Raw genomic sequence first — 24,253 nt, 5'->3', positions numbered from 1 at the left:
CGCAGCCGCCTTGGGATTACCCTACGCATAACGCACGAGGGCGTCACTAAGTTGCAGTCCAGGTAGGGTTGACGTCGTGTTGCGACGCCGTTCCCAAACCTCCGTGGACGACACCCCCGTCCCCGATGACGATCCTAAGCCCCAAGGTAAAGGTCGTCCCACACCCAAGCGCCGTGATCAGGAGAGCAGGCGGCGCCAGCCCGTTCACGCGCCCAAAGACCGCAAAGAGGCTTATCGCCAGATGCGGGTCAAACAGGCCGCTGAGCGCGACAGGGCCCGTAAAGGCATGCTCGCAGGCGACGAGAAATATCTTCCCGCTCGTGACAAGGGCCCCGCGCGCAAGTTCGCGCGTGACTGGGTCGACGCACGGCGGCTGCCGAGCCAGTATTTCCTGCCTTTCTCGCTACTGATCCTGCTGGCGACGTGGGTCCCGTGGCCGATGGCGGTCCGCGCCCAGGTGCTGGGCTACGTGGTCACCATCGGGTGGCCGATCATGATGATCGGCGTGCTGTTCACCTCGGTCTACGTGGCCTGGAAGGTCAAGCGGGAGGTGGCGGAGAAGCTGCCCGGCGAGAGCGTCAGGGGTGTGGGCTTCTACGCGGCGATGCGGGCCCTGCAGATCCGCAGGCTCCGCTTCCCGCCGCCCACGGTGCTGCCGGGCGGCAAGCCGGTGCCGCCCAAGAAGTAGGCCGCGGCTCCTTACGGTCCGCGGCCGCGGGGACGGCCGCGGACGGCTCCGTCGCCACGCCCGCTCACAGGGCGTCGGATGCCTCACTCATCGGGACCAGCGGAGCAGGCCGTGCTCGACCGTGGGCCGCACGCCGTGCACAGGGCGGCCCCGCTCCAGCGCGGCGGCCACGTCGCGGAGCATCGCGTGGTACGAGGGCCAGAGCGGGTCGCTCTCCATCTCCATCATCGGCACCTCCACGTGACGGGTGTCCGCGTCGACCTCCGTCAGGCTGCCGACGGGGATCAGCCGGCCGATCGGGCCGCCACCCCCCGCGGCGCAGTCCCTGCGCCAGAGGTCTCGGATCTCCCGCACGCCGTGGACGTCGTCCCCGCCGAACGTGAAGCGGGTCTCGGGCGGCCCTGACATGCCGTTGTGGCGCAGGAGCGAGGCGCGCAGATCATCGGGGAACTCCAGGCCCGTCTGGGCCTCGGCGACCGCGATGGTGCGGGCCCTGCCGGGCTCCCCCAGCGTGGCGTACGTCTTCGGCGCGTGCGCCTTCAGCCACCGCTCGATGCGCCGCCACTGCCGGTTCACCGCCGTCCGCACGCGCGGGCTGATCGGCCGCACCGTCACCTGACCGCGCAGCATGCACGCGGCCGGGATGTCCGGGGTCTGCGTCGAGGCCGGCACCGCGGGCGTCTGCGCCGAGGCCGGGACCGTGGGGGCCGACGTGGGCGCGGCCCGCATCGGCATCGGGGTCATGGTCTCCATGGCCGCGGCGATGGAGGCCTGCTCGGCCTGGTACGCGCGCCACTGCGCGGCGGACGCCCCCTGCGACTCCGTGGGGACCAGGGCGACCACCAGCGTCAGCGCCACGATCCCCGCGATGGCGGCCCACACCAGGACCATCCGCATGCTCCTGCCCGGTCTCGGCGCCGGGGGCGGCGGAGGCTGCTTGTCGGGCATCTGGGCGCGGCGGCGCAGCCGTACCGCTATCGCGGTCAGGATGGCCGCCGTCAGCGCCAGGCGTACGAGCTTCAGCACGTCGCGCACCCTATCCCGAAACCGATCACCACATGGGTCAGCGTTAAGGTCGAACCCATGGAATTCCGACACCTCGGCCGCAGCGGTCTAAAAGTAAGCGAGATCAGTTACGGAAACTGGCTGACCCACGGCTCCCAGGTCGAGGAGGACGCCGCCAAGCAGTGCGTGCAGGCGGCACTCGACGAGGGCATCACCACGTTCGACACCGCGGACGTCTACGCGGCGACGAAGGCCGAGGAGGTGCTCGGCCGCGCGCTGAAGGGCGTGCGCAGGGAGTCGCTGGAGATCTTCACCAAGGTCTACTGGCCGACCGGCCCCGGCCAGAACAACCGCGGCCTGTCACGCAAGCACATCACCGAGTCGATCAACGGCTCGCTGCGCCGCCTCCAGACCGACTACGTCGACCTGTACCAGGCGCACCGATTCGACTACGAGACTCCGCTCGAGGAGACGCTCAAGACGTTCGACGACCTCGTCCGCCAGGGCAAGGTCCTCTACATCGGCGTCAGCGAGTGGACCGCCGACCAGATCGCCCAGGCCCTGAAGATCGCCGACGAGATGGGCTTCGACCGGATCGTCTCGAACCAGCCCCAGTACTCGATGCTGTGGCGGATCATCGAGGGCGAGATCGTGCCGCTGAGCGAGAAGGAGGGCGTGGGCCAGATCGTCTGGTCGCCGATCGCCCAGGGCGTCCTCACGGGCAAGTACCTGCCCGGGCAGCAGCCGCCCGAGGGCTCGCGGGCGACCGACAACAGCGGCAGCGCCATGATCGCGCGGTTCATGAACGACGACGTGCTCACCCGCGTCCAGGAGCTCAAGCCGATCGCCTCCGACCTCGGGCTGAGCATGGCGCAGCTGGCCGTCGCCTGGGTCCTGCAGAACCCGAACGTCTCCAGCGCCATCGTGGGCGCCAGCCGGCCCGAGCAGGTGCGCGACAACGTCAAGGCCGCGGGCGTCAAGCTGGACGCCGACGTGCTCAAGCGGATCGACGGCGTGCTCGGCCCTGTCGTGGAGCGCGACCCGTCCAAGACGCAGAGCCCGCCCACCCGCCCGTAACCCGTCCCCAGACAAAAAACCCCTTGAGCCACAATGGCGCTCAAGGGGTTTTTCCATTACCCCGATTCACTCGGGACGCAATGACAAACCCGTGTACTCCACGCGGTCCTCGTCGAGCAACGCCACCCGCTCCACCCCGGATTCGAGCAGGTCGCGCCAGTTTTCGCCGAGCCAGGACTCGGCATCCGCCTGGCTCGGAAAAACTTCTCGCGGCAAAGGGCGATCCGTCACCTCACCACCATTTGCATTTTCATAACGCCACCGCCATGTCATGCCATACGCTCCTTTTCCGCGGGTTCGCCGGCGCACCCTCCGCAGGCACTGGAACCCTACTCCCGAGCTTGGAGGTCAATCGATGCTGCGCGCGTATCGTGTTGCGGCCGGAGCCGCCCTCGGGGCGGCCGCCTTACTTTCCTTCCCCCACTCCGCCCCTGCCGATCCGGGGGCCGCGCGCGCGTGGAGCGTGTGGCAGAGCGACGGCACGGCCTGGCTGGCCGCGACGGCCGAGTACTCCCCGCCGGACGGCTCCGTCATCGGGTGGCGCTTCTCCGTGGCCCCGGACGGGGCGGCGGGCGAGTCGCCCGGCGGGGACCTGCCGTCGTACCAGGCTGTTTGCGGCAAGGACACGGCCGCGTCCGGGCACAAGCGCGTGGTGGTCGCGGTGGACTACGGCGACGGGGACGCCGACGCGTATCCCGGCGAGCAGCCTCCCGGGCAGGGGATGCTGAAGTGCGTCGCGGGCGCCGAGAACGCCACCACCGCCCAGCTCCTGGCCTCCGCCGCCAAGGTCCGCGTGAACGCCCAGGGAGCCGTCCTCGCGGTCTCCGGCTACCCGTCCAGAGAGAAGGGCGGCACAGAACTGACGGCCGCCGCCACCGCCACCGGTTCCGGGTCCGGCATGCCGATCACGCTGATCGCGGCCGGCGCGGGCGCGGCCGCCCTGCTGGCGAGCGGCGCCGTGGTGGCCACCCGCCGCCGCTCCAGGGCCAGGGCAGGCGTGGGTCGCTGATCTGGAACGTTCCAGATCCCGGTGGCCGGGCTGTGCGGTGAGGCGGCGGCGACACCCGGCCGGGCCGGAACGTGCCGGGGTTTGTACGCTCGGCGCGGTGAAGGTCCTTCTCTCCGGTACGGCGGGCGGTGCAGGGTGGCCGGAGCCCGGCTGCCGGTGCGCCTCGTGCGCCGGGCTCCCGTCCGGTCACCGCCGCCCGCTCGAGGTGATCGTGGACGGCGTGGTCCGGCTTCCGCACGGCGACCTGCCCCGCGGGTACCGGGCCTGCGCCGGCGGGCTGGGCCTGGTCTGCCCAGACGGCTCCCGGCTGCTCCACCTCCCGGTGGGGCGGACGGTTCCCACGGACGGGCCCGCAGGGCACGACGCTGCCCGGCACGACCCCGCCCGCTACGACATCGTGCTGATCGACCTGCTCGACCGGCCGGAACGGCTCGGGGAGCTGCGGCGGGCGGGCCTGGCGGACGACCGGACCCTGGTGGTGGCCGTCGGACTTGATCACCGGGTCCGCTCGGAGGCGGAGTTGGCCAGGCGGCTGCGGTTGTGGGGCGCGCTGGCCGTTCCCGACGGGACGGAGCTGGAGATCCGGCCAGGCCGGCCGCCATCCGTTCTGCCGGAAGGCAGGGCGCCGTGGCGGGCGCTGGTGCTGGGCGGGTCGCGGTCGGGGAAGTCTGCCGAGGCCGAGCTGCGACTGGCGGCGGAGCCGTACGTCACTTATGTCGCCACCGGGCCGGGCGGCGCGGGGGACGGCGAGTGGGCGGCGCGGGTGCGGGCGCACAAGGAGCGGCGGCCCGCGCACTGGGCCACCGCCGAGACGACCGACCTCGTCTCGGCCATCAGGGACGCCTCCGCGCCGCTGCTGATCGACGGGCTCGGTACGTGGCTGGCCGCGGTGTTCGACGAGCACGGGGCCTGGGAGGGGGACCGCATTCCGGTCGGCGAACGCTGCGACGGGCTAGTGGCGGCATGGCGGCAGGCGCCGGTGCGGATCGTGGCGGTGTCCGACGAGGTGGGGATGGGCGTGGTGCCCGCCACGGCCAGCGGGCGGGCGTTCAGGGACGCGCTCGGGCGCCTCAACGAACGCCTCGCCGCCGAATCCGAGTACGTGGCACTGGTGGTCGCGGGCCGCCTGCTGGAGCTGTGAGGGGCCTGCTGGAGCCGCGAGGAGTCAGGGGCGGACGGCTCTGGCGTACCAGCGGCCGTCGAGGCGGTCCACGTGCAGGGGGCGGCCGAAGCAGTCGGAGAGGTTGGCCGGGGTGAGCACCTCGTCCACCGGGCCCGCGGCCAGCACCCTGGCGTCGCGCATGAGCATGGCGTGCGTGGTCGTCGCGGGCACCTCCTCCAGGTGGTGGGTGACCGTCACGGTGGTGAGGACGGGCCGGGTCGCGGCCAGGCCCTCGACGGCGGTGATGAGGTCTTCCCTGGCCGGCAGGTCGAGCCCCGCGAACGGCTCGTCGAGCAGCAGCACCGCCGGGTCTCCCATGAGGGATCTGGCCACCCTGATCCTGGCCCGCTCGCCCTGCGAGCAGACCCGGAACGGCCGGTCCGCCAGATCCTTGCACCCCAGGTCGGCCAGGAGCCGGTGGGCCCGCTCCCGCTCTACGTCGCCGTACTTGTCCCAGAGGGGAACGCTCGTCCCCGTGTGCCCGGTGAGCACGACGGTGTGCGCGGTCGCCCCCTCCTCCTCCATCAGCTCCTCGTCGACCAGCCGCTGGCTGGCCGCGACCAGGCCGATGTGGCGGCGCAGCTCCCGCATGTCCACCCGGCCGAGCTTGTGGCCGAGCACCTTGACCGTGCCCTCGCTGGGATGCCGCACGGCGGCCGCGAGGGAGAGCAGCGTCGTCTTGCCCGCGCCGTTGGGGCCGAGGATCACCCAGTGGTCGCCGTAGTCCACCTGCCAGTCGACGCCGTCCAGCAGCCACTTGCCGACGACTCGGACACCTACGCCTTCGAGTTCAACCACGTGCATCCCGCCACACTAGTGGGCCTACGATCGTCCGATATGCGTCTCTGGGAAGGACTGAGGCTCGCGATCGGCACGCTCAGCGTCTTCCCGGTACGGGTCGAGCGGGTGGATCGGGAAGTCGCGGGGCACGCGATGGTGCTGGCTCCGGCCGTCGGGCTCGCGCTCGGCCTGGTCGCCGGGCTGCCGTTGTTCCTGCCGGGGCCGCGGCTGCTGGGGGCGGCGCTGGCGGTCGGTCTGCTGGCCGTGCTGACCCGGGGGCTGCATCTGGACGGGCTCGCCGACCTGGCGGACGGGCTGGGGAGCGGCAAGCCCGCCGCTCAGGCGCTCGACATCATGAAAAAGTCGGACATCGGGCCGTTCGGCGTGATGACACTGGTGTTGACGCTGGTCATCCAGGTCGTCGCGGCGGCCTACGCCGGGTTCGCGGCGTTCGTGATGGCCTGTGTGGCCGGGCGGCTTGCGCTGGTGTGGGCCTGCCGGGCAGGCGTCCCCGCCGCCCGGGCCGACGGGCTCGGGGCGATGGTCGCGGGCACGGTACGCCGCCCCGCCGCCTGGCTCGTCACCCTGCTCGCCCTGCTCGGCGCAGCCGTCCTCGGCCTGGGCGTGCTCCCTGACCATGAACCGGCGACGTGGGCCCCCTCGTTCGCCGTCCCTGGCGACGGCACGGGGACGGAGCGCTTCGATACGTGGCTGGACGATTCGGATGCGCCGGTGTCCGTAGACGTCGCCGTGTCCCCGTCGCCCAGTGTCCCCTTCACGTACGACATGATCGTGCTGCCGCTCGGCCTGCTCACCGGGATGGGCACCGCTCTGCTGCTGCTGCGGCACGCGCGGCGGCGCCTCGGCGGGATCACGGGTGACGTGCTGGGTGCGCTCGTGGAGGCCGCCACGGCCACGGCGTTGGTGGTGTGCGCGATCCTCGGCTGAGCGCCCGGGAAAGCCGGAGCGCCCAGCCGAAGCTGCCGGCCGGGCGAGGCGGCGGGTCAGGCGACCGGTTGCGGCCGGCGTACGGGAGAGAAGCGGAGCAGGGCCGCGCCGACGATCGCCAGCAGGACCCAGCCCACCAGGCCTGTCACGCCGACCAGCACCTCGTTCGGCGGCGCGGCGGCGTCGCCCAGCAGCAGGGCGGGCGCGGCGACCGCGTTCAGGGAGCCATGGGCCACGACGGACGGCCACACGCTCCCCGTACGCAGCCGCAGCCACCCGGCCAGCACTCCGAACAGCACGCAGAAGCCGATGAAGAACAGCGCAGCCCATGAGCCGAGGCGCGGGTAGTTGTAGCCCAAGAGGGTGAGGGGAGCGTGCCAGGCGCCCCATATGGCGCCGGTGAAGACCAGCCCGGCGACCATGCCGTTCGAGGAGACGAGCCGGGGCAGCAGCCAGCCGCGCCAGCCCCACTCCTCCCCCAGCGCCGGGATCGCGTTCAGCGCGGGCCCGGCGAGAGCTGCCACCACGATCTGCAGCACGGCCACCCCGCCGAGGTCGGCGGGCACCGTCATGCCCCGCGCCCGCAGGGCGGCCCTGAGCAGGCTGAGCTGGTCGAGGTCCAGCGAGACCACCCCGACGGCGGCGCTCAGCCCCATCGCCAGAAGCACCAGCAGCGGCACCCCGAGCCAGGTCGTGAGCAGGAGAACAGCCGTGCGCTTCTTGCGGTCACCGAACGTGAGCCCGGTCTGCCTTGCCCATTCGCGGAACGGCGTGCGAGAGACGGCCCACGCGCCGAGCACGCCGGCCGTGGGCGTGAACATCATGAGCGTGGCCACCCAGGCCAGCTGCGGCGAGGCCAGCCCCTTGCCGAGCCACAGGGGCAGCGCCGCCGCCCACGACAGCCCGAAGGCCAGGACGATGAAGATGAGGAGAGGTCTTTTCATTGATCGACTCGCTCCGCGATGAGGGCGTTGATGAGGGATGCGCCGCGTACGGCGTCGTCGACGCTGATCGCGAGCCGGCCGCCGGAGCGGTAGCCGATGACCAGACACTCGCCGCCACGCAGCATGATGGTCCTGTTACCTGGCAGCCCGCGGAAGCCCCAACCTCCGACAGTGCTCGGATGGCGGGTCTCCGACCAGGCCGACTCGATTCGCGACAGGGGGATCCTGCGCGCAGGCCAACCCAGCGGGCCGCACTGGATGACGACGCGGCCGTCGCCGACCCGTACTGACACGGACGAGGTCAGCAGCCCGACCACCAGCAGGATGACGAGCGCCGGCACTGCGCGCCCCGCCGCCTCACCGGGCACCACACCCACGACGTAGAGCAGGCCCAGCACGACCAGAGCGACCGGCGCCAGAACGGAGATGAGGGCGAGCCACCGGTTCGCGACGTGGCCGACCCACACGGTCCGCTGTCCGGCCCTCAGCTGGAGGAGGGGCGGCCGCCCGGCATCGGGAGCCGGGTCGTCGGGGGCGCCCCTGCCCAGGTAGCCGGCGAGCGCGGCGACGCCGATCGCGGCGACGATGACCACGGGGACCTGCCAGCCATGCAGCCGGGCCTCTGTCCAGTGGGCGACGTCGAGGTTGGCGAGCAGGGTCACGGCCTTCAGGCCGAGCGAGAACACGCTCATCGCGAACAGCACGCCCCACCACAGCACCCGGCCCTGCCTGCGGGCCAGTGCCCGCTCGGCCGCGGCCAGCGCGGACAGCCAGACCACCGCCCAGATCAGCAGCTCCATCGCGAGGAACACCGGGAAGGACATCGAGCCGTTGGGCCTGCCGCCCAGCCCCCAGTGCGTGGCCAGCGGATCGGGCAGCCGGTCGCGCAGCGCCAGGGACAGCGCGACCTGGACCGCGGTGACGGCCAGCCCCCACACGACGGCGACGGCTCGGGCGTTCATGGCAGCTCCTCAAGGATGGTGATGAGGTCGTCGCGGCCGTAGCCGTACTTCCTGGCCTCTTCCAGCAGCTCACGCGCGCGTTGGGCGAGCAGGGCGCGGCCGTCGGCACGGCCGGCCACGCTCACCCCCCGGCCGCGCCGGAACTCCAGCAGCCCCTCGTCGCGCAGGTCGCGCAGCGCGCGCAGCACGGTGTTGGGGTTGATGCCGAGAGCCTGGCCCAGGTCGCGGGCCGGGGGAAGGCGGTCGCCAGGGCGGTACGCCCCCTCGCCGATGGCGCGGCGGATCGCGCCCGCCACCTGTTCGTGCAGGGGGCGCGCGTCGTTCAGGTCCAGCGTGAGCAACATGGTGCTAATGACAATAGCACCATGTTGCAGGTCGCGTTATTGGTAGGATGAACCCCTGTTTGTGAGTACGTAGAAGACCTGGATAGCATCGGTTTACGTGACCACTGTGCGGCTGAACTCAGCAGATCCAGTCTCCTTTGACACCGACGCGTTGATCGTCGGCTTCAGGTCAGGCCAGGAAGGCCCACGGGCCGCCACGGGCGCCGAGTCCCTCGAGGCCGCCTTCGGCGGCAAGCTCGCCGGCTCCCTCAAGGCCGTCGCCTTCTCCGGCAAGGCAGGTGAGCTGGCCAAGCTGCCGACGTTCGGCGCCATCGCCGCGCCGCTGCTGGTGGCGGTCGGCCTGGGCGACTCCACCGACGCCGAAGGGCTGCGCCGCGCCGCCGGCGCCGCCGTACGGTCCCTCGCCGGCACCGCCAGGGCCGCGCTCGCCCTGCCCGCCGACACCCCCGAGGAGGCCGAGGCCGTCGCGCTCGGCGCGCTGCTCGGCGCGTACGCCTTCTCCCGCTACCGCACGAACGGCGAGCAGAAGGCGCCGGTCGCCGAGCTCACCGTGGTCTCGGGCCAGTCCGACGCCGTCGCCGAGCGCGCCGGTGTCCTGGCCGACTCGGTCGCCCTGGTCCGCGACCTGGTCAACACGCCTCCCTCCGACCTGTGGCCGGCCAAGTTCGCCGAGATCGCCGAGCAGGAGGGCGGCAAGACCGGCCTGACCGTCGAGGTGCTCGACGACAAGCAGCTCAAGGACGGCGGCTACGGCGGCCTCATCGGCGTCGGCCAGGGCTCGGCCAACCCGCCCCGCCTGGTCCGCGTCGCCTACACCCACCCGGAGGCCGGCAAGCGGCTGGCGTTCGTGGGCAAGGGCATCACGTTCGACTCCGGCGGCCTGTCGCTCAAGCCGTCGGCCGCCATGGACTGGATGAAGTCCGACATGGGCGGCGCGGGCGCGGTGCTCGGCGCCATGATCGGCATTGCCAGGCTCGGCCTGCCGGTGAACGCCGTCGGCTACCTCTGCCTGGCGGAAAACCTGCCGAGCGGCACCGCGCAGCGCCCCTCCGACGTCATCCACAGCTACAGCGGCAAGACGGTCGAGGTGCTCGACACCGACGCCGAGGGCCGTCTGGTGCTCATGGACGGCATCGCCAGGGCCGCCGAGGACCAGCCCGACCTGATCGTCGACGTGGCCACCCTCACCGGCGCGCAGATCGTCGCGCTGGGCTGGCGCACGGCCGGCGTCATGGCCAACGACGACGCCGTCAGGGAGCTGGTCGTCGAGGCCGCCACGGCCGCGGGCGAGGGCGCGTGGGGCATGCCCCTGCCCGAGGAGCTGCGCAAGGGCCTCGACTCACCGGTCGCCGACATCGCCAACCTCCAGCCGGAGCGATGGGGCAGCATGCTGGCGGCGGGCATCTTCCTCAAGGAGTTCGTGCCCGAGGGCGTGCGCTGGGCCCACATCGACATGGCCGGGCCCGCGTTCAACAAGGGCGAGCCGTACGGTTACACCCCGAAGGGCGGCACGGGCGCCATCACCCGCACTCTCATCGGACTCGCAGAGCGGCACGCGAGCATCTGAAACAAATGAAAAGATGACGGCATCACGAACACCCCGACAAGGAGCCTTCCTGTGGCCTATGACATCGTCGTCCTAGGTGGCGGCAGCGGCGGTTACGCCTGCGCGCTTCGGGCGGCTGAGCTGGGCAAGTCGGTCGCGCTGATCGAAAAGGACAAGATCGGCGGCACCTGCCTCCACAGGGGATGCATCCCCACGAAGGCCCTGCTCCACTCCGCCGAGGTCGCCGACGAGACCCGCGAGAGCGAGTCGTACGGCGTCAAGGCGCGCTTCGACGGCATCGACGTGCAGGGCGTGCACGCGTTCAAGGACAAGATCGTGACGCGGGCCTGGAAGGGCGTGCAGGGCCTGCTCAAGGGCGCCGGCGTGACGATCGTCGAGGGCGAGGGCCGCCTGGTCGGCCCCAACCGCGTCCAGGTGGGCTCGGAGGTCTACGAGGGCCGCAACCTCGTCCTGGCCACCGGCTCGGCGCCCAAGTCGCTCCCCGGCCTGGAGATCGACGGCGAGCGCGTCATCACCAGCGAGCACACCCTGAAGATGGACCGCGTGCCCACGTCCGTCATCGTGCTGGGCGGCGGTGTGATCGGCGTCGAGCTCGCCAGCGTCTACCGCTCGTTCGGCGCCGAGGTCACGATCGTCGAGGCGCTGCCGCACCTGCTGCCGACCGAGGAGGAGTCCAGCTCCAAGCTGCTGGAGCGGGCCTTCCGCCGTCGCGGGATCAAGTACGAGCTGGGCGTCTTCTTCGACAGCGCCAAGACCACCGAGACGGGTGTGGTCGTCACCCTGGCCAACGGCAAGACCCTCGACGCCGAGCTGCTGCTCGTCGCGGTCGGGCGGGGCGCGGTGTCGGCGGGCATGGGCTTCGAGGAGCAGGGCGTCGCCATCGAGCGCGGCGCGGTCGTGGTCGACGAGCACTGCCAGACCTCCGTGCCCGGCGTCTACGCCATCGGCGACCTGATCCCGACCCTGCAGCTGGCGCACGCCGGGTTCGCAGAGGGGATCATGGTGGCCGAGCACATCGCCGGCCTCAACCCGCCGCCCATCGACTACGCGGGCGTTCCCCGCATCACCTACTCCGACCCCGAGGTGGCCTCCGTCGGGATCACGTCGGCGCAGGCGGCCGAGCGCGGCATCGAGATCGTCGAGCAGGTCTACGACCTCGCGGGAAACCCCAAGAGCCAGATCCTCGGCACCTCGGGTGCCGTGAAGGTCATCGCCCAGAAGGACGGCCCGGTCGTCGGTGTCCACATGGTGGGCCGGCGCATCGGCGAGCTCGTCACCGAAGGGCAGCTGATCTACAACTGGGAGGCGCTGCCCGCAGAGGTCGCCCAGCTCATCCACGCACACCCGACCCAGTCCGAGGCCATGGGTGAGGCGATGCTGGCCCTGGCCGGCAAGCCGCTGCACGTACACAACTAGTCCAAGCCCTCGAGATCAGAACGCGAGAGAAGATAACGATGCCGGTCTCCGTACAGATGCCCCAGCTCGGCGAGAGCGTGACCGAGGGCACCGTAACCCGTTGGCTGAAGAAGGAGGGCGAGCGCGTCGAAGCCGACGAGCCGCTCCTCGAAGTGTCGACCGACAAGGTCGACACCGAGATCCCGTCGCCCTCCGCGGGTGTCCTCACGAAGATCGTCGTTGCTGAGGACGAGACGGTGGAGGTCGGGGCCGAGCTCGCCGTCATCGACGAGAAGGCCGAGGCGGGCGCCGCCGCCCCTGCTCCTGAGGCGCCCCCCGCTCCGGCTCCGCAGCCGGAGCCCGAGCCTGAGCCCGCGCCGGCTCCCCCGGTTTCCTCGATTCCTCAGCCTGCTCCCCCGCAGCCCGCTCCGGCTCCCGTCCCGGCGCCCGCGCCCGCTCCTGCCCCGGCTCCCGCCCCGCAGGCCGCTCCCCCGGTCGCGCAGCCCTCGCCGCTGCCGTCGGGTGAGAGCCCGTACGTGACGCCGCTGGTGCGCAAGCTGGCCAACGAGCACGCTGTCGACCTCGACGCGATCACCGGCACCGGCGTCGGCGGCCGCATCCGCAAGCAGGACGTGCTGGAGGCGGCCAAGGCGCAGCGCGACAAGGCCGCCGCGGCCCAGGCCGCTCCGGCTCCGGCCCCGGCCCCCGCCGCCCAGGCCGCTCCCGCCGCGGCTCCGGCCGCTGCGGCTCCGGTCACCGCGGGCCCCGAGCCCGTGGAGGTCGACACGACGCTGCGCGGCCGTACGGAGAAGATGACGCGGCTGCGGCAGACGATGTCCAAGCGGCTGGTCGAGTCGCTGCAGACGGCGGCCCAGCTCACCACGGTGGTCGAGGTCGACGTCACCAAGATCGCCAGGCTGCGCGACCAGGCCAAGGCCGACTTCCTGCGCCGCGAGGGCGTCAAGCTGTCGTTCATGCCGTTCTTCGAGCTGGCCGCCATCGAGGCGCTCAAGCAACACCCGAAGCTCAACGCGACGATCAACAACGAGACCATGGAGGTCACGTACTTCGACGTCGAGCACCTGGGCATCGCGGTCGACACCGAGCGCGGCCTGATCGCGGCGGTCATCAAGAACGCCGGCGACCTCAACCTCGCCGGGCTGGCCCGCAAGACGGCCGACCTCGCCGAGCGCACACGCGCCAACAAGGTGACACCCGACGAGATCACGGGCGGCACGTTCACGCTGACCAACACCGGCAGCCGTGGGGCCCTGTTCGACACCCCGATCCTCAACCAGCCGCAGGTCGGCATGCTGGGGACCGGCGCCGTCGTGAAGCGGCCCGTGGTGATCGACACGCCTGAGGGCGAGGTCATCGCGGTGCGGTCGATGGTGTACCTGGCGCTGACGTACGACCACCGGCTGGTGGACGGGGCCGACGCGGCCCGCTTCCTGACGACGGTCAAGCGCCGTCTGGAGGAGGGGCGCTTCGAGGCCCAGCTCGGTCTCGCCTAGCCCCGCGTCCCGGCTCGGGCTTCTCGGCCGGGCGGCTCCCCTGGGGGCCGCCCGGCCTTCCGCTTTCCTGGGAGGCCACGCCTACGTGTGGGCGGCGGGTGGCGGGCGTACTGTGGGGTCATGGCGATCATCGTGACGGGCTCGTCCGGGTTGCTCGGGTCGGCGCTGGTGCGGGCGCTGCGGGACGACGGGCGTGAAGTCGTCAGGCTGGTACGGCGCGAGCCGCGCGCGGCCGACGAGGCGTTCTGGCAGCCGAGCCGGCAGGAGATCGACCAGGCCGCGCTCGAAGGGGCGGAGGCCGTGGTCCACCTGGCCGGGGCGTCGATCGGGGGCAGGCGGTGGAGCGAGGCGTACAAGCGGGAGCTCCTCACCAGCCGGGTCCAGAGCACCAGGGTCCTCGTCGAGGCGATCGCCGGGCTGTCCGGCAAGCCGGAGGTGCTCTTGTCGGCCTCAGGGGTCGACTTCTACGGCGACACCGGCGACCGGGTGATCGACGAGAGCCAGGGCAAGGGCACCGGCTTCCTGTCGGATATGTGCGAGCAGTGGGAGGGCGAGGCCCTGCGGGCGGGCGAGGCCGGCGTCAGGACGGTGGTGATGCGCTCCGGGCTGGTGCTGAGCCGGGAGGGCGGGGTGCTCGAGCGGGTGGTGCCGATCTTCAGGATCGGGCTGGGCGCGCCGCTCGGGTCGGGAAAGCAGTACTGGTCGTGGATCACTGTGGACGACTGGGTCAGAGCGGCGGTGCATGTGCTGAAAAATCGTGACATTACGGGGCCGGTCAATTTCACGTCCCCATCGCCCGTCACCAACGCCGAATTCACCCGCACCCTCGGAAAAGCCCTGCGTAAGGGCACGATGCCGATCCCGGTGCCGGCCTTCGCGCTGTCCGCGGGGCTCGGCGAGTTCGCGCGGGAGGCGCTGCTGCCCGGTCACCGCATCCAGCCGAAGAAGCTGCTCGACAGCGGCTACGGGTTCGCCCATACCCGCCTCGACGAGGCTCTGAGCGCCGTACTCTAGGGAACCGTGCGTCCTTCAACAGGTGGGAGAATCTTGACATGAGCCGGTCAGGACAGTCACACATCCTCGCCATCGGGGGCGGATCGTTCCGCCCGAGCAGGCGCCACAGCTTCATCGAGGCCAGCCCGCTGCTCCGCTACGGCCTCGACCTGACGGGGCAGGACCGCCCGAAGCTCGGGCTGGTCGCCACCGCGGTCGGCGACTCCGACGAGTGGCTGCTCAAGATGTACGGCGCCTTCGCGGGGTGGGACGTCGAGTTGAGCCACCTGACCGTGTTCCCCATGCCCAATGTCGAGGACCCGCGGGCCTGGATGCTCGAGCAGGACATGATCTACGTCAGCGGCGGCAGCGTGGCCAACCTGATGGCGCTGTGGCGGCTGCACGGCTACGACGAGGCGTTCGAGGAGGCATGGCGGTCCGGCGTCGTGCTGTCCGGCCAGAGCGCGGGCGCCCTGTGCTGGCACGTGGGCGGCAACACCGACTCCTTCGGGCCCGACCTGCGCGTGTGGGCGGAGGGCCTCGGCTTCCTGCCCTACTCGTGCGGCGTCCACTACGACTCCGACCCGCAGCGCCGCCGGCTGCTGCAGGAGTCGGTGGCCGGCGGCGAGCTGCCCGACGGATACGCCGCCGACGAGGGCGTGGGGCTCCACTACGTGGGCACGGAGTTCATCCAGGCGGTCACCGTCGAGCCGGGCGGCTACGCGTACCGGGTGGAGAGCGACGGGGCGAGCGGCGTCAAGGAGTTCAGGATCGAGCCACGACTCTTGACCCCCTGATTACCCTTCGCGGGGGAGGGAACGGCACAATAGGCTCATGCGCCCCATCCACGGGGTCGATCCCCACGCACTCGCCATCGTCCGCCTCGGCGTCGACGTCCCCTACGAGCAGGCCTGGTCGCTGCAGCGCTGGGTGCACGGCAAGCGGGTCGCCGGAGAGCTGACCGACACCGTTCTCATCCTCGAGCACGCCCCCGTCTACACCGCGGGCAAGCGCACCGCGCCGCACGAGCGCCCTGCCGACGGCACCCCGGTCGTCGACGTCGACCGGGGCGGCCGCCTCACCTGGCACGGTCCCGGGCAGCTCGTGGCGTACCCGATCGTCGCCGTCACCGACGTGGTCACGTACGCCTGCCGCCTCGAAGAGGCGATGATCCAGATCTGCGCCGACTTCGGCGTCACGGCGAGACGGGTGCGGGGGCGCGGCGGCGTCTGGGCGATCGGCGACGCCAACCTGGGGCTGCCCGACCGCCAGCTCGGCGCGGTCGGCCTGCGCGTCGCGCGTGGCGTCACCATGCACGGATTCTCGCTCAACTGCTCCAATGACCCCCGCTGGTTCAACCGCATCACACCGTGCGGCATCCCCGAGGTGGGCGTCTCCTCGCTGTCGGCGGAGACGGGCCGTCGCATCGTGGTCGAGGAGGTCATGCCGATCGCGGAGAAGCGGCTGGCGGAGGCGCTCGGCATGGAGTCGTACGAACTACACGAAGAAGACCTTCTCCGCAGATGATCTGCGGCCTACGATCGGCCGTGTGAAGCGCCTCCTCGCTGTCTTAATCGCCCTCGTGGTGCATCTGCTGACACTCGGATTCGTCGCGCTCGGCGCGTGGATCATCCTGGGCAACCTGGGTTCCTTGGTCGCATGGCTGCTCGGCGGCGTGAGCCTGGCCATCGGGTGGGCGCTGCGGCCGCGCCTGGGCGGCCTGCCCGCCGACGCCGAGGTGCTCGACCGCTCATCGGCGCCGGAGCTGTACGGCATCGCGGACCGCGTGGCCGACCGGGTCGGCGTCCGGCGGCCGGGAAAGGTCGCGGTCAGGGACCTGGCGGCCGAGACCCGCTACGAGCGCGTGGGGCTGCCGCGTACCCCTGTCCTGGCGGTCGGGCTGCCGTTGTGGCTGGCGCTGCCGCCCAGGCAGCGGGTGGCCCTGCTGGCCACGGCGTACGCACGCGTCCCGACCGCCGAAGAGCTGGTCGTGGACGGGGCCCTGTTCACGCTGGAGGCGTGGCGGGACGCGCTGCTGGGGGCCGAGCCGCTGCGGGTCAGGGAGGATGCGCAGACCAAGATCGCCGGCTCCTCGCTGGGCGCGGTGGACCACCCGGGGACCACGTACGAGGTGATGGGAACCTTCGGCCGCCTGCTCGGGCGGCTGCTCGGCGGCCCCGTACTGCTGGTGCGGTACGCGCTGACCCGGCTGGCCCGCGCCGGAGAGGCCCGTACCCTGGCCCGGCATCGGGCGCTGGCCCTGCGGGCGGTGTCCGAGCAGGAGCTCGCTGAGCTGGACGCACTGGCGGGCGGCGGCTACCTGGCGCCGATGCAGGCCGCGGCGCTGCGCGGCGAGAGCGCGGCGGCGATCAGGCAGGGCGCGCTGGCCCGGTTCAGGCTCACCGACGACGGCGTGCTCACCTCTCCCCCGCACTCCGAGCTGCTCGGCACGCGCGAGTCGGAACGCATCGACGAGGAGCTGCTCGGCCACTACACGCGGGCCATCCGCGGATTCGGCCTCATCTCGTGACCCACGACCGGGCAGGTTTCCCGGGAGACGTAAGCTGTGAGCGTGACCGTTGCTCCTGAAGGCCGAAAGCTCCTCCGCCTGGAGGTGCGTAACGCCGAAACCCCTATCGAGCGCAAGCCCCCGTGGATCAAGACCAAGCTGAAGACGGGCCCCGAATACACCGAGCTGAAATCGCTCGTGCGCCGGGAGGGCCTGCACACGGTCTGTGAAGAGGCGGGCTGTCCCAATATCTACGAGTGCTGGGAAGACCGCGAGGCGACCTTCCTCATCGGCGGCGACCAGTGCACGCGCCGCTGCGACTTCTGCCAGATCGACACGGGCAAGCCGAAGGAGTACGACCGCGACGAGCCGCGCAGGGTGGCCGAGTCCGTCCAGCAGATGGGCTTGAAGTACGCGACCGTGACCGGCGTGGCCCGCGACGACCTGCCCGACGGCGGTGCCTGGCTCTACGCCGAGACGGCGCGCCAGATCCACGGGCTGCTGCCCGGGTGCGGCGTCGAGCTGCTGGTGCCCGACTTCAACGGCAACCGCGACCAGCTGGAGGAGGTCTTCTCCAGCCGGCCTGAGGTGTTCGCGCACAACATCGAGACCGTGCCGCGGATCTTCAAGCGGATCCGTCCCGCGTTCCGGTACGACCGCTCGCTCGCGGTGATCACGATGGCCCGCGAGGCCGGGCTGGTCACCAAGTCCAACCTGATCCTGGGCATGGGCGAGACGCGCGAGGAGGTCGTCTCGGCGATGCGCGACCTGCACGCCGCGGGCACCGACCTGCTGACCATCACCCAATACCTGCGGCCCACGCCCCGCCACCACCCGGTGGATCGTTGGGTGAAGCCGGAGGAGTTCGTGGAGCTGCAGGCCGAGGCGGAGGCCATCGGGTTCGCCGGTGTGCTTTCCGGGCCGCTCGTGCGCTCGTCGTACCGTGCTGGCCGCCTCTACCAGCAGGCCATCCAGGCCCGCCAGACGGCCTGATCCCCACCGTCAGCCCCGGGACCCGCGCCCATGCGGTCCTGGGGCTGCTTCGTGCCCGGCGCGGTCGCGAGTGACACCGTGACGAGCCGCGCCAACGGCGCAACGGGGCCACCACGTTCAGGGGGGCCGGTGGGCATGAGGCCGGGGCGGGGCGGCTGCGGGTTTCGTGAGGTGTCGTTAGCATTGCAGGGGCAGCCGACGGAGGAGCGACGGGATGGCCGTTCTGATCCGCACGAGTGACCTGCCCGCCAAGCAGCGCCACGACGCCTGGCGGGCCATCGTCTGCGACACGCTCGGGCCGCTCGACCTCAGGATCGACCCCGGCGCCCCGCTGCGGGGGCAGATCGAGGCCGGACAGCTCGGCCCCGTGGGCGTCGGGAGGGTGCGCACGTCCACGCCCCACAGCGTGCACAGGACCCCGGGCCTGATCCACCGTGACAGCCCCGAGCTCTACCGCCTCGTGCTGGCCCTGGAGGGCAGCCCGCGGGTGGCCCAGGACGGGCGGTACGCGCAGCTCAGCAGGGGCGAGTTCGCGATCTACGACTTCACCAGGCCCTACGAGCTGGCCTACGACTCCGCGGTGCAGCTCGCGGTGTTCAGCCTCCCCCGCGACCTGCTGTCCCTGCCGGACGGCGCCCTGGACACGCTCACCGCGCTCCCCATCACGGCCGAGTCGGGCACCGCCGCGCTGGCCGTGCCGCTGCTGCGCCGGGTGGCCGTGGACATCGAGACGTACCGGCCGGAGAGCGCGGCCCGGCTGTCCACGGTGGTGACGGATCTGATCAGCACCACCGTCGCCGAACGCCTCGAGCAGACGCGGTCGTTACCGGAGGACTCCCGGCAGCGCATGCTGCTGCTGAAGATTCACGCCTTCATCGAGCAGCGGCTGGGCTGGGCCGACCTCGACCCGGCCACCGTCGCGGACGCGCACCACATCTCGGTGCGCTACCTGCACCGGCTCTTCGAGACGGAGCACACCACGGTGGCCGCCTGGATCAGGCAGCGGCGGCTGGAGCGGTGCCGCGCGGAGCTGGCCGAGGGCGGCACCCGGTCCGTGAGCGAGATCGGGGCCCGGTGGGGGCTGCCGGACTCGGCCCACTTCAGCAGGCTGTTCAAGCGCGCGTACGGGATGCCGCCCGCCGAATACCGCCGCGCCAACGCGGTGCGCTGAACGTCAATCCGCCTGGCACCCGGATCCAAGACCCGCGACCCCTTCGACCAGCAGACTGAAGGCACAAAGGAAGAAGGAAGGGGTACGGAAATGCAGCTGTTCGTCAATCTGCCGGTCAAGGATCTCGAGCGGTCGAAGAAGTTCTTCACCGAACTCGGCTTCAACCTGTTCGGCATGGCCGAGGGCATGGCATCGGTGGTCATCAACCAGGAGACGCAGGTCATGCTGCTGACCGAGCCGACGTTCGGCTCGTACATCACCAAGGAGGTCGCCGACGCGGGCAAGGGCACTGAGGCGATCCTGGTGCTGGGCATGGAGAACCCCGCCCAGGTGGACGAGCTGGTGGACAAGGCGCTGGCGGCCGGGGCCACCCCGGCGGGGGTCAAACAGGAGGACGGCGTCAGATACCAGCGCGGCTTCGCCGACCTCGACGGGCACCACTGGGAGGTGCTGTGCCTGGTGCAGCCGGCCGGCTGAGCGGCAAGGCGACCTCTGCGGACGGCACCGTCATCGCCTTCGACAGGTACGGCGCCGGGCCTGCGGTCGTCCTGGTCCACGGCGCGTTCACGGCCAGGGGGCATGCCACGCTGGCGGGCGTGGCGGCCGGTCTGGCGCCGTGGTTCACCGTGTACGACTACGACCGCAGGGGGCGCGGCGACAGCGGGGACACCCCGCCGTACGCCGTCGAGCGGGAGATCGAGGACCTGGCGGCCGTCATCGAGGCGGCGGGCGGGTCGGCCATGGTGTTCGGCGGCTCGTCGGGGGCCGCGCTGGCGCTGGAGGCCGCCGTACGGAACCCGGCGATCTCCAAGCTGGCCCTGTGGGAGCCGCCGTACCACGTGGACGACAGCGCGCCCCCGCTGCCGGACGACTTCGCGGCGCAGCTCGACGCGCTGGTGAGGTCGGGCAGGCGCGGGGAGGCGGTGGAGCGGTTCATGGTGGAGGCGGCCGAGGCGCCCCCGGAGGCGGTGGCCGCGATGCGCGCGCAGCCGTCGTGGGCGGAGCTCGAGGCGCTGGCTCACACCCTCTCCTACGAGGCCGCCGTGATGGGGCCGGGCAACACGCTGCCCACCGAGCGGCTGGCCGGCATCACGCAGCCGACGCTCGTGCTCAACGGCGAGGACAGCCCCGGCTGGATGTCGAACGCGGGGCCGGCGGTCGCGGCGGCGGTGCCCGGCGCGGTGCGACGGGTGCTGGAGGACCAGACACACAACGTGGCCCCCGAGGCGCTGGTCCCCGAACTGCTGGAGTTCTTCGTCGCCGCCTGAGCCGCCCGCGGCAGCCCGGCGTCAGGCGGCCACGGCACTGAAGATGGCCGTGCCGGGGATGTGGCGGCCGCGCAGCGGGCTCCAGCCGCCCCACACCCGCTCGTGCCCCTCGGGCCACTCGGGCTCCAGCAGCCCGGTGACGGTCAACCCGGAGGCGACCAGGAGGTTGACCCAGTCGCCCAAGGTGCGGTGGTGCTCGACGTACGTGACCGTGCCGTTTTCGTCCCGTTCCTCATAGGGAGAGCGGTCGAAGTAGGACCGGTCGGACGTCAGCCCGCGCGGCCCCGGATCGTCGGGGAAGGCCCACCGGATCGGGTGGCTCACCGAGAACACGAACCGGCCGCCGGGCCTGAGCACCCTGCGCACCTCGCGGAACACGGCGAGCGGGTCGGCCACGAACGGCAGCGCGCCGAATGCGGAGCAGGCCAAGTCGAAGGCGTCGTCGGCGAACGGCAGCGACTCGGCGTCGGCCTGGACCACGGGCACGTGCAGCCCGGAGTCGAGGTCGATGCGCTGGGAGTGGCGCAGCTGCCGGTGCGAGATGTCGAACGCGGCCACCCGCGCCCCCTGCGTCACCAGCCACCGCGCGCACTGCGCCGCGCCACAACCGATCTCCAGCACGTGACGGCCGCGCACCTCGCCAAGGAGGTGCGCGTCGGCCTCGTCCACGCCCTCGGGGCACCAGACGAACCCCGTGTCACGCAGGAACCCGCCGTGCTCGACCTGGTAGTCGTCGGCGTTGCCGTCCCACCACCAGCGGTTGGCCCGCGACGAACTCGACAGCACTAGCGCATCTTGGGGCCGCGCGGCATGCGGGCGCCTCTGGGCATCGGGCCCTTGGGCATCGGCATGTTCTTCGGCAGCGAGCGCAGGCGGTCCTTCACCTCGTTGACCGCCGGCTTCTTCAGGTTGCGCGGCAGCTTCATGAGGTGGCGCTGCAGTTTGCCGAGCGGCACCTGCCCCTCGCCGTCACCGCACTGGACGTCGTAGATCTCGACACCCAGCACCACCCTCGCGACCCGCTTCTTCTCGGCCGCCAGCATCTTCGCCACCCGGTTGCCGGGCCCCTCCGACACCAGCACGACGCCGGGGAAGCCGACCACCAGGTGGATGAGGTCCTGGTCGCGGTTGACCGCGATGGCCGGGGTGACCTGCCAGTTGCCACGCATGCCCTGCAGCACCGCCGCCGCGGCGCCGGTCTGGCCGTGCAGGATCGAGTACTGGGCCTTCTGGGCGAGCTGCCCGAACACCACCAGCCCGACCGTGAGCGCGGCCAGCACACCGATGAACACCGAATACCACAAGTAGTCCGTGACCAGGCCGATCACGACGACCACAGCCAGCGTGCCCACCGCCGAAAGGAAGACGATGGGCAACCCCTTGGGGTTGGCCTGCTTGATGATCTGCGCGATCATGCGGAGCTGCTTGATGCGCCCCGGCTTCTCTGGATCCTCGGACTTTGCCATGCTCTGAAGGATACAAACCAACTGGTGCGATACGGAAAACGCGACCGGCCATTTCTCGCGTGGCTAGATCTTCACGACGGCCGGCAGGCGGAGATCGCCCACGTTGGGGCCCGCCTCGACCGCGTACTCGCCCTCGGCCGTCCGCCAGCCGCCGTCCCAGACCTGGAAGGCCCGCTCGGGCAGGAAGATCGTCGTGAGCACGGTCTCCCCCGGCCCGGCCTCCACCACGTCGAACCCGGCCAGCACCTTGGAGACGTACACCTGCACGATCTCCCGGCCCGGGCGGTCTCCGGTGTTGGTGACGGCCACCGTCACGGTCGTCCCCTCGGCCGCGATCGAGTCGTACGACCAGGTCGTGTACCCCAGGCCGTGCCCGAACCAGAACGCGGGCGCGCGCCCCGACCGCTCCCACGCCCGGTATCCGATCGACACCCCCTCCTCGTAGGCCACCACGCCGTCCACCGGCGTCACGTTGACCACGGGAGCGTCCTCCAGCCGCCTCGGCCACGTCGTGGGCAGCCGCCCGCCCGGCTCGGCGTCCCCGAACAGCACGTCCGCCAGCGCCGTCCCCGCCTCCTGCCCGGGGAACCAGGTGAGCAGCACGGCCGCCACCTCCTCGGTCCAGGGCATCTCGACCGGTGAGCCCGCGTTGACGACCACGACGGTGCGCGGGTTGGCCGCGGCGACCGCCCGGATCAGCTCGTCCTGCCGTCCCGGCAGCCCGAGGTCCGTACGGTCGAAGCCCTCGCTCTCCACCTCCGGCGTGGTCGCGGCCACGACCACCGCCACATCGCACTCCGCCGCCACCCGGACGGCCTCGGCCAGCAGCTCCTCCTCGCCCGGGCTCGGATTCGCGTGGCCGACCGTGAAGGACACGAACGCCATCCCGCCGAACGCCCCCGCCGGGTGCGTCACGACCACCTCGTACGGCTCCCCGGCGGTCATGGGCACGCTCAGCCTCCGCTCGGGCGGCGACAGGAACGCCGCGGCCGGGTCGTCGCCGTCCGCCTCGAGGGTCCCGTCGAAGACGGTCTCACCGTTCACGACGACGGTGAAGGCCCCCACCCCCGCGACGGACAGCTGGTGCTCGCCCGAGCTCTGCGGCGTGTACGTGGTACGCAGCCGGACCGCCTTCAGCCGGTCGCCGTCCACGCCGGGCGGCAGCTGGCCGATCCACCGCGCCTCGGCCGTGGCCAGCGGTTGCTCGGACAGCGTCGCGCCCCCCGCGTCCAGGAACGTGGCCGTGGCCGGGCCGGGGAGCGGGGACAGGCGGATCCGGGGGTCGGTGCCGAGCGCGTACCGGACCTCGGCCCGATCGCGGAGGCCCTGGAGCGGCGAGACGATCCTGCCGGGGAAGACCTGCGCGCTCCCGCCGCCCATCACGCGTGCCTCGGCGGCGGCCGCACCGATCACGGCGACCGTCCTGACCTGCCGGAACGGCAGGATCCCGTCGTTGGTCAGCAGCGTGAAGCCGCGCGTGGCCACCTCCCGGGCCAGCGCCCCGCCGTCAATCGGGCGTTCGGCGGCGGGCCGGTCCTCGGTCCCGCGCAGGGCGCCGACGCGCTGGGCCAGGCGCAGGATACGGCGCACCCGGTCGTCCACGACGGACTCCGGCACACGCCCCTCCCGCACGGCCGCCTCCAGCTTCTCGCCCCAGGGTCCGAACGGGCCGGGCATCGCCACGTCGGTGCCTCCCATGGCGGCGGCCTCGGTCGAGCGCAGGGCCGTCCAGTCCGACACCACGAACCCGTCGAACCCCCACTCGCCCTTCAGCACCCCGTTCACCAGCTCGGAGTGCTCGGTCATGGTGGTGCCGTTCACCGAGTTGTAGGCGGTCATGAGGCCCCACGCCCCCGCCTGCACCACCCGCTCGAACGGCCGCAGGTACGCCTCCCGCAGAGCCTTCTCGCTCACCCGGACGTCCGCGGTGAAGCGGTCGGTCTCGAAGTCGTTGGCCACGAAGTGCTTGGGCGTGGTGGCGACGCCGCCCTCCTGGACGCCCTCGACGTAGGCCGCGCCGATCTCCCCCGTCAGGTACGGATCCTCGGAGAAGCACTCGAAATGGCGGCCTCCGAGCGGCGAGCGGTGCAGGTTGATCGTGGGCGCGAGGAGCACGTGCACGCCCTTGCGCCTGGCCTCCTGCGCCAGCAGCGCGCCGGCCCGCCGCACCAGCTCCACGTCCCACGTGGCGGCCAGCGCGGTCGGGCTGGGGAGCGCGATCGAGGGGTCTCCCGCGCTCCACTGCTCCCCGCGTACGCCGATCGGGCCGTCACTCATGACGAGCCGGTCGAGGCCGATCTCGGGCAGCGGCGGGAGCGACCACATGTCGGCCCCGGTGAGCAGACGGATCTTGGTGCTGAGGTCGAGCCGGGCGATGAGTTCGTCGAAGTCCACCAGCACAGTCTTCACCAGCGGGCCGAGCATCCGGAAGACGAAACCGAACGTGGTTCAAGATGAA

At 71.7% G+C, this 24,253-nt stretch carries 25 protein-coding genes; 16 read left to right on the top strand and 9 right to left on the bottom strand.

Annotated elements, in window-relative coordinates; genetic code table 11:
• Positions 1 to 76: 76 nt before the first annotated feature.
• Positions 77 to 688, top strand: coding sequence for a DUF3043 domain-containing protein (locus tag ACQPWU_RS18545; protein ID WP_433441636.1), 612 nt, complete (start codon positions 77 to 79; stop codon positions 686 to 688).
• Positions 689 to 775: 87 nt separating this feature from the next.
• On the opposite strand, the gene ACQPWU_RS18540 is transcribed toward ACQPWU_RS18545, so the two are convergent.
• Entirely contained in the window at positions 776 to 1,714 is a 939-nt protein-coding gene (locus ACQPWU_RS18540) for an SMI1/KNR4 family protein (RefSeq protein ID WP_433441634.1), read from the bottom strand.
• A gap of 57 nt (positions 1,715 to 1,771) precedes the next feature.
• Between ACQPWU_RS18540 and ACQPWU_RS18535 the strand changes: the two genes are divergently transcribed.
• Entirely contained in the window at positions 1,772 to 2,770 is a 999-nt protein-coding gene (locus ACQPWU_RS18535) for an aldo/keto reductase family protein (RefSeq protein WP_433441632.1), read from the top strand.
• A 66-nt stretch (positions 2,771 to 2,836) separates the two neighbouring features.
• On the opposite strand, the gene ACQPWU_RS18530 is transcribed toward ACQPWU_RS18535, so the two are convergent.
• The gene (locus ACQPWU_RS18530) at positions 2,837 to 3,043 is read right to left on the bottom strand and encodes a hypothetical protein (protein ID WP_360709791.1); all 207 of its coding nucleotides are present in this window, start codon (positions 3,041 to 3,043) and stop codon (positions 2,837 to 2,839) included.
• A gap of 82 nt (positions 3,044 to 3,125) precedes the next feature.
• Here ACQPWU_RS18530 and ACQPWU_RS18525 point away from each other — a divergent pair, with 82 nt between their 5' ends.
• Positions 3,126 to 3,779, top strand: a complete 654-nt coding sequence (locus ACQPWU_RS18525) for an SCO2322 family protein (RefSeq protein ID WP_433441630.1) — start codon at positions 3,126 to 3,128, stop codon at positions 3,777 to 3,779.
• 97 nt (positions 3,780 to 3,876) lie between these two features.
• Entirely contained in the window at positions 3,877 to 4,920 is a 1,044-nt protein-coding gene (locus ACQPWU_RS18520; RefSeq protein WP_433441628.1) for a bifunctional adenosylcobinamide kinase/adenosylcobinamide-phosphate guanylyltransferase, read from the top strand.
• A gap of 24 nt (positions 4,921 to 4,944) precedes the next feature.
• On the opposite strand, the gene ACQPWU_RS18515 is transcribed toward ACQPWU_RS18520, so the two are convergent.
• Positions 4,945 to 5,745, bottom strand: a complete 801-nt coding sequence (locus tag ACQPWU_RS18515) for an ABC transporter ATP-binding protein (RefSeq protein ID WP_433441626.1) — start codon at positions 5,743 to 5,745, stop codon at positions 4,945 to 4,947.
• A 33-nt stretch (positions 5,746 to 5,778) separates the two neighbouring features.
• Between ACQPWU_RS18515 and ACQPWU_RS18510 the strand changes: the two genes are divergently transcribed.
• A complete protein-coding gene (locus tag ACQPWU_RS18510; protein WP_433441624.1) occupies positions 5,779 to 6,669 on the top strand; it encodes an adenosylcobinamide-GDP ribazoletransferase in 891 nt (296 codons plus the stop codon).
• A gap of 56 nt (positions 6,670 to 6,725) precedes the next feature.
• On the opposite strand, the gene ACQPWU_RS18505 is transcribed toward ACQPWU_RS18510, so the two are convergent.
• From ACQPWU_RS18505 to ACQPWU_RS18495, 3 genes are read right to left on the bottom strand one after another with little or no spacing between them, the layout of a single operon-like run.
• A complete protein-coding gene (locus ACQPWU_RS18505; RefSeq protein WP_433441622.1) occupies positions 6,726 to 7,613 on the bottom strand; it encodes a CPBP family intramembrane glutamic endopeptidase in 888 nt (295 codons plus the stop codon).
• Positions 7,610 to 8,575 carry a DUF1648 domain-containing protein gene (locus tag ACQPWU_RS18500; RefSeq protein WP_433441620.1) on the bottom strand — a complete coding sequence of 322 codons (966 nt, stop codon included), beginning with the start codon at positions 8,573 to 8,575 and terminating at the stop codon, positions 7,610 to 7,612. The genes ACQPWU_RS18505 and ACQPWU_RS18500 overlap by 4 nt, the downstream gene beginning before the upstream one ends.
• A complete protein-coding gene (locus tag ACQPWU_RS18495) occupies positions 8,572 to 8,919 on the bottom strand; it encodes a GntR family transcriptional regulator (protein WP_360713602.1) in 348 nt (115 codons plus the stop codon). The genes ACQPWU_RS18500 and ACQPWU_RS18495 overlap by 4 nt, the downstream gene beginning before the upstream one ends.
• A gap of 97 nt (positions 8,920 to 9,016) precedes the next feature.
• Here ACQPWU_RS18495 and ACQPWU_RS18490 point away from each other — a divergent pair, with 97 nt between their 5' ends.
• The 11 genes from ACQPWU_RS18490 (at position 9,017) to ACQPWU_RS18440 (ending at position 20,329) form a co-directional block, all read left to right on the top strand.
• Positions 9,017 to 10,486, top strand: coding sequence for a leucyl aminopeptidase (locus tag ACQPWU_RS18490; protein WP_433441618.1), 1,470 nt, complete (start codon positions 9,017 to 9,019; stop codon positions 10,484 to 10,486).
• A gap of 51 nt (positions 10,487 to 10,537) precedes the next feature.
• Entirely contained in the window at positions 10,538 to 11,902 is a 1,365-nt protein-coding gene (lpdA, locus tag ACQPWU_RS18485; protein WP_433441616.1) for a dihydrolipoyl dehydrogenase, read from the top strand.
• Positions 11,903 to 11,940: 38 nt separating this feature from the next.
• Entirely contained in the window at positions 11,941 to 13,395 is a 1,455-nt protein-coding gene (sucB, locus tag ACQPWU_RS18480; protein ID WP_433441614.1) for a 2-oxoglutarate dehydrogenase, E2 component, dihydrolipoamide succinyltransferase, read from the top strand.
• A 120-nt stretch (positions 13,396 to 13,515) separates the two neighbouring features.
• Positions 13,516 to 14,409 carry a TIGR01777 family oxidoreductase gene (locus tag ACQPWU_RS18475; RefSeq protein ID WP_433441612.1) on the top strand — a complete coding sequence of 298 codons (894 nt, stop codon included), beginning with the start codon at positions 13,516 to 13,518 and terminating at the stop codon, positions 14,407 to 14,409.
• A gap of 38 nt (positions 14,410 to 14,447) precedes the next feature.
• A complete protein-coding gene (locus tag ACQPWU_RS18470) occupies positions 14,448 to 15,185 on the top strand; it encodes a Type 1 glutamine amidotransferase-like domain-containing protein (RefSeq protein WP_433441610.1) in 738 nt (245 codons plus the stop codon).
• Positions 15,186 to 15,222: 37 nt separating this feature from the next.
• The gene (gene lipB / locus ACQPWU_RS18465; protein WP_433441608.1) at positions 15,223 to 15,915 is read left to right on the top strand and encodes a lipoyl(octanoyl) transferase LipB; all 693 of its coding nucleotides are present in this window, start codon (positions 15,223 to 15,225) and stop codon (positions 15,913 to 15,915) included.
• Between the two features lie 22 nt (positions 15,916 to 15,937).
• Complete coding sequence (locus ACQPWU_RS18460; RefSeq protein WP_433441606.1) at positions 15,938 to 16,918, top strand: M48 family metallopeptidase; 981 nt, start codon at positions 15,938 to 15,940, stop codon at positions 16,916 to 16,918.
• Between the two features lie 42 nt (positions 16,919 to 16,960).
• Complete coding sequence (gene lipA, locus ACQPWU_RS18455; RefSeq protein WP_433441604.1) at positions 16,961 to 17,890, top strand: lipoyl synthase; 930 nt, start codon at positions 16,961 to 16,963, stop codon at positions 17,888 to 17,890.
• A gap of 214 nt (positions 17,891 to 18,104) precedes the next feature.
• Positions 18,105 to 19,061, top strand: coding sequence for a helix-turn-helix domain-containing protein (locus ACQPWU_RS18450; RefSeq protein ID WP_433441602.1), 957 nt, complete (start codon positions 18,105 to 18,107; stop codon positions 19,059 to 19,061).
• A 90-nt stretch (positions 19,062 to 19,151) separates the two neighbouring features.
• Complete coding sequence (locus ACQPWU_RS18445; protein ID WP_433441600.1) at positions 19,152 to 19,538, top strand: VOC family protein; 387 nt, start codon at positions 19,152 to 19,154, stop codon at positions 19,536 to 19,538.
• Positions 19,514 to 20,329 (top strand): alpha/beta fold hydrolase, encoded by an 816-nt coding sequence (locus ACQPWU_RS18440; protein WP_433441598.1) that lies wholly within the window; start codon positions 19,514 to 19,516, stop codon positions 20,327 to 20,329. Before ACQPWU_RS18445 ends, ACQPWU_RS18440 begins: the two co-directional genes overlap by 25 nt.
• Positions 20,330 to 20,350: 21 nt before the next feature.
• Here the strand turns inward: ACQPWU_RS18440 and ACQPWU_RS18435 are convergent, their stop codons facing one another.
• From ACQPWU_RS18435 to ACQPWU_RS18425, 3 genes are all read right to left on the bottom strand, one after another.
• Positions 20,351 to 21,115: a class I SAM-dependent methyltransferase gene (locus ACQPWU_RS18435; RefSeq protein ID WP_433441596.1), complete on the bottom strand. Its 765-nt coding sequence runs from the start codon at positions 21,113 to 21,115 to the stop codon at positions 20,351 to 20,353.
• Entirely contained in the window at positions 21,115 to 21,795 is a 681-nt protein-coding gene (locus tag ACQPWU_RS18430; protein WP_433441594.1) for a DUF4191 domain-containing protein, read from the bottom strand. Before ACQPWU_RS18430 ends, ACQPWU_RS18435 begins: the two co-directional genes overlap by 1 nt.
• Positions 21,796 to 21,858: 63 nt before the next feature.
• Positions 21,859 to 24,204, bottom strand: a complete 2,346-nt coding sequence (locus ACQPWU_RS18425; protein WP_433441592.1) for a glycoside hydrolase family 3 protein — start codon at positions 24,202 to 24,204, stop codon at positions 21,859 to 21,861.
• Positions 24,205 to 24,253: the final 49 nt, after the last annotated feature.

It is taken from the genome of Nonomuraea sp. CA-141351 (genome assembly GCF_050944675.1).
Classification (GTDB): Bacteria; Actinomycetota; Actinomycetes; order Streptosporangiales; family Streptosporangiaceae; genus Nonomuraea.
The sequence above is the reverse complement of the archived record's forward strand: the minus strand, read 5'-3'. Positions and strand labels throughout refer to the sequence as shown.

Excerpts from the sequence above, each read along its gene's own strand:
- ACQPWU_RS18535 (WP_433441632.1), top strand. The coding sequence starts at position 1,772 with ATGGAATTCCGACACCTCGGCCGCAGCGGTCTAAAAGTAAGCGAGATC.
- ACQPWU_RS18530 (WP_360709791.1), bottom strand. The coding sequence starts at position 3,043 with ATGACATGGCGGTGGCGTTATGAAAATGCAAATGGTGGTGAGGTGACG.
- ACQPWU_RS18525 (WP_433441630.1), top strand. The coding sequence starts at position 3,126 with ATGCTGCGCGCGTATCGTGTTGCGGCCGGAGCCGCCCTCGGGGCGGCC.
- ACQPWU_RS18515 (WP_433441626.1), bottom strand. The coding sequence starts at position 5,745 with ATGCACGTGGTTGAACTCGAAGGCGTAGGTGTCCGAGTCGTCGGCAAG.
- ACQPWU_RS18510 (WP_433441624.1), top strand. The coding sequence starts at position 5,779 with ATGCGTCTCTGGGAAGGACTGAGGCTCGCGATCGGCACGCTCAGCGTC.
- ACQPWU_RS18505 (WP_433441622.1), bottom strand. The coding sequence starts at position 7,613 with ATGAAAAGACCTCTCCTCATCTTCATCGTCCTGGCCTTCGGGCTGTCG.
- ACQPWU_RS18500 (WP_433441620.1), bottom strand. The coding sequence starts at position 8,575 with ATGAACGCCCGAGCCGTCGCCGTCGTGTGGGGGCTGGCCGTCACCGCG.
- ACQPWU_RS18495 (WP_360713602.1), bottom strand. The coding sequence starts at position 8,919 with ATGTTGCTCACGCTGGACCTGAACGACGCGCGCCCCCTGCACGAACAG.
- sucB (WP_433441614.1), top strand. The coding sequence starts at position 11,941 with ATGCCGGTCTCCGTACAGATGCCCCAGCTCGGCGAGAGCGTGACCGAG.
- ACQPWU_RS18475 (WP_433441612.1), top strand. The coding sequence starts at position 13,516 with ATGGCGATCATCGTGACGGGCTCGTCCGGGTTGCTCGGGTCGGCGCTG.
- ACQPWU_RS18470 (WP_433441610.1), top strand. The coding sequence starts at position 14,448 with ATGAGCCGGTCAGGACAGTCACACATCCTCGCCATCGGGGGCGGATCG.
- lipB (WP_433441608.1), top strand. The coding sequence starts at position 15,223 with ATGCGCCCCATCCACGGGGTCGATCCCCACGCACTCGCCATCGTCCGC.
- ACQPWU_RS18450 (WP_433441602.1), top strand. The coding sequence starts at position 18,105 with ATGGCCGTTCTGATCCGCACGAGTGACCTGCCCGCCAAGCAGCGCCAC.
- ACQPWU_RS18445 (WP_433441600.1), top strand. The coding sequence starts at position 19,152 with ATGCAGCTGTTCGTCAATCTGCCGGTCAAGGATCTCGAGCGGTCGAAG.
- ACQPWU_RS18430 (WP_433441594.1), bottom strand. The coding sequence starts at position 21,795 with ATGGCAAAGTCCGAGGATCCAGAGAAGCCGGGGCGCATCAAGCAGCTC.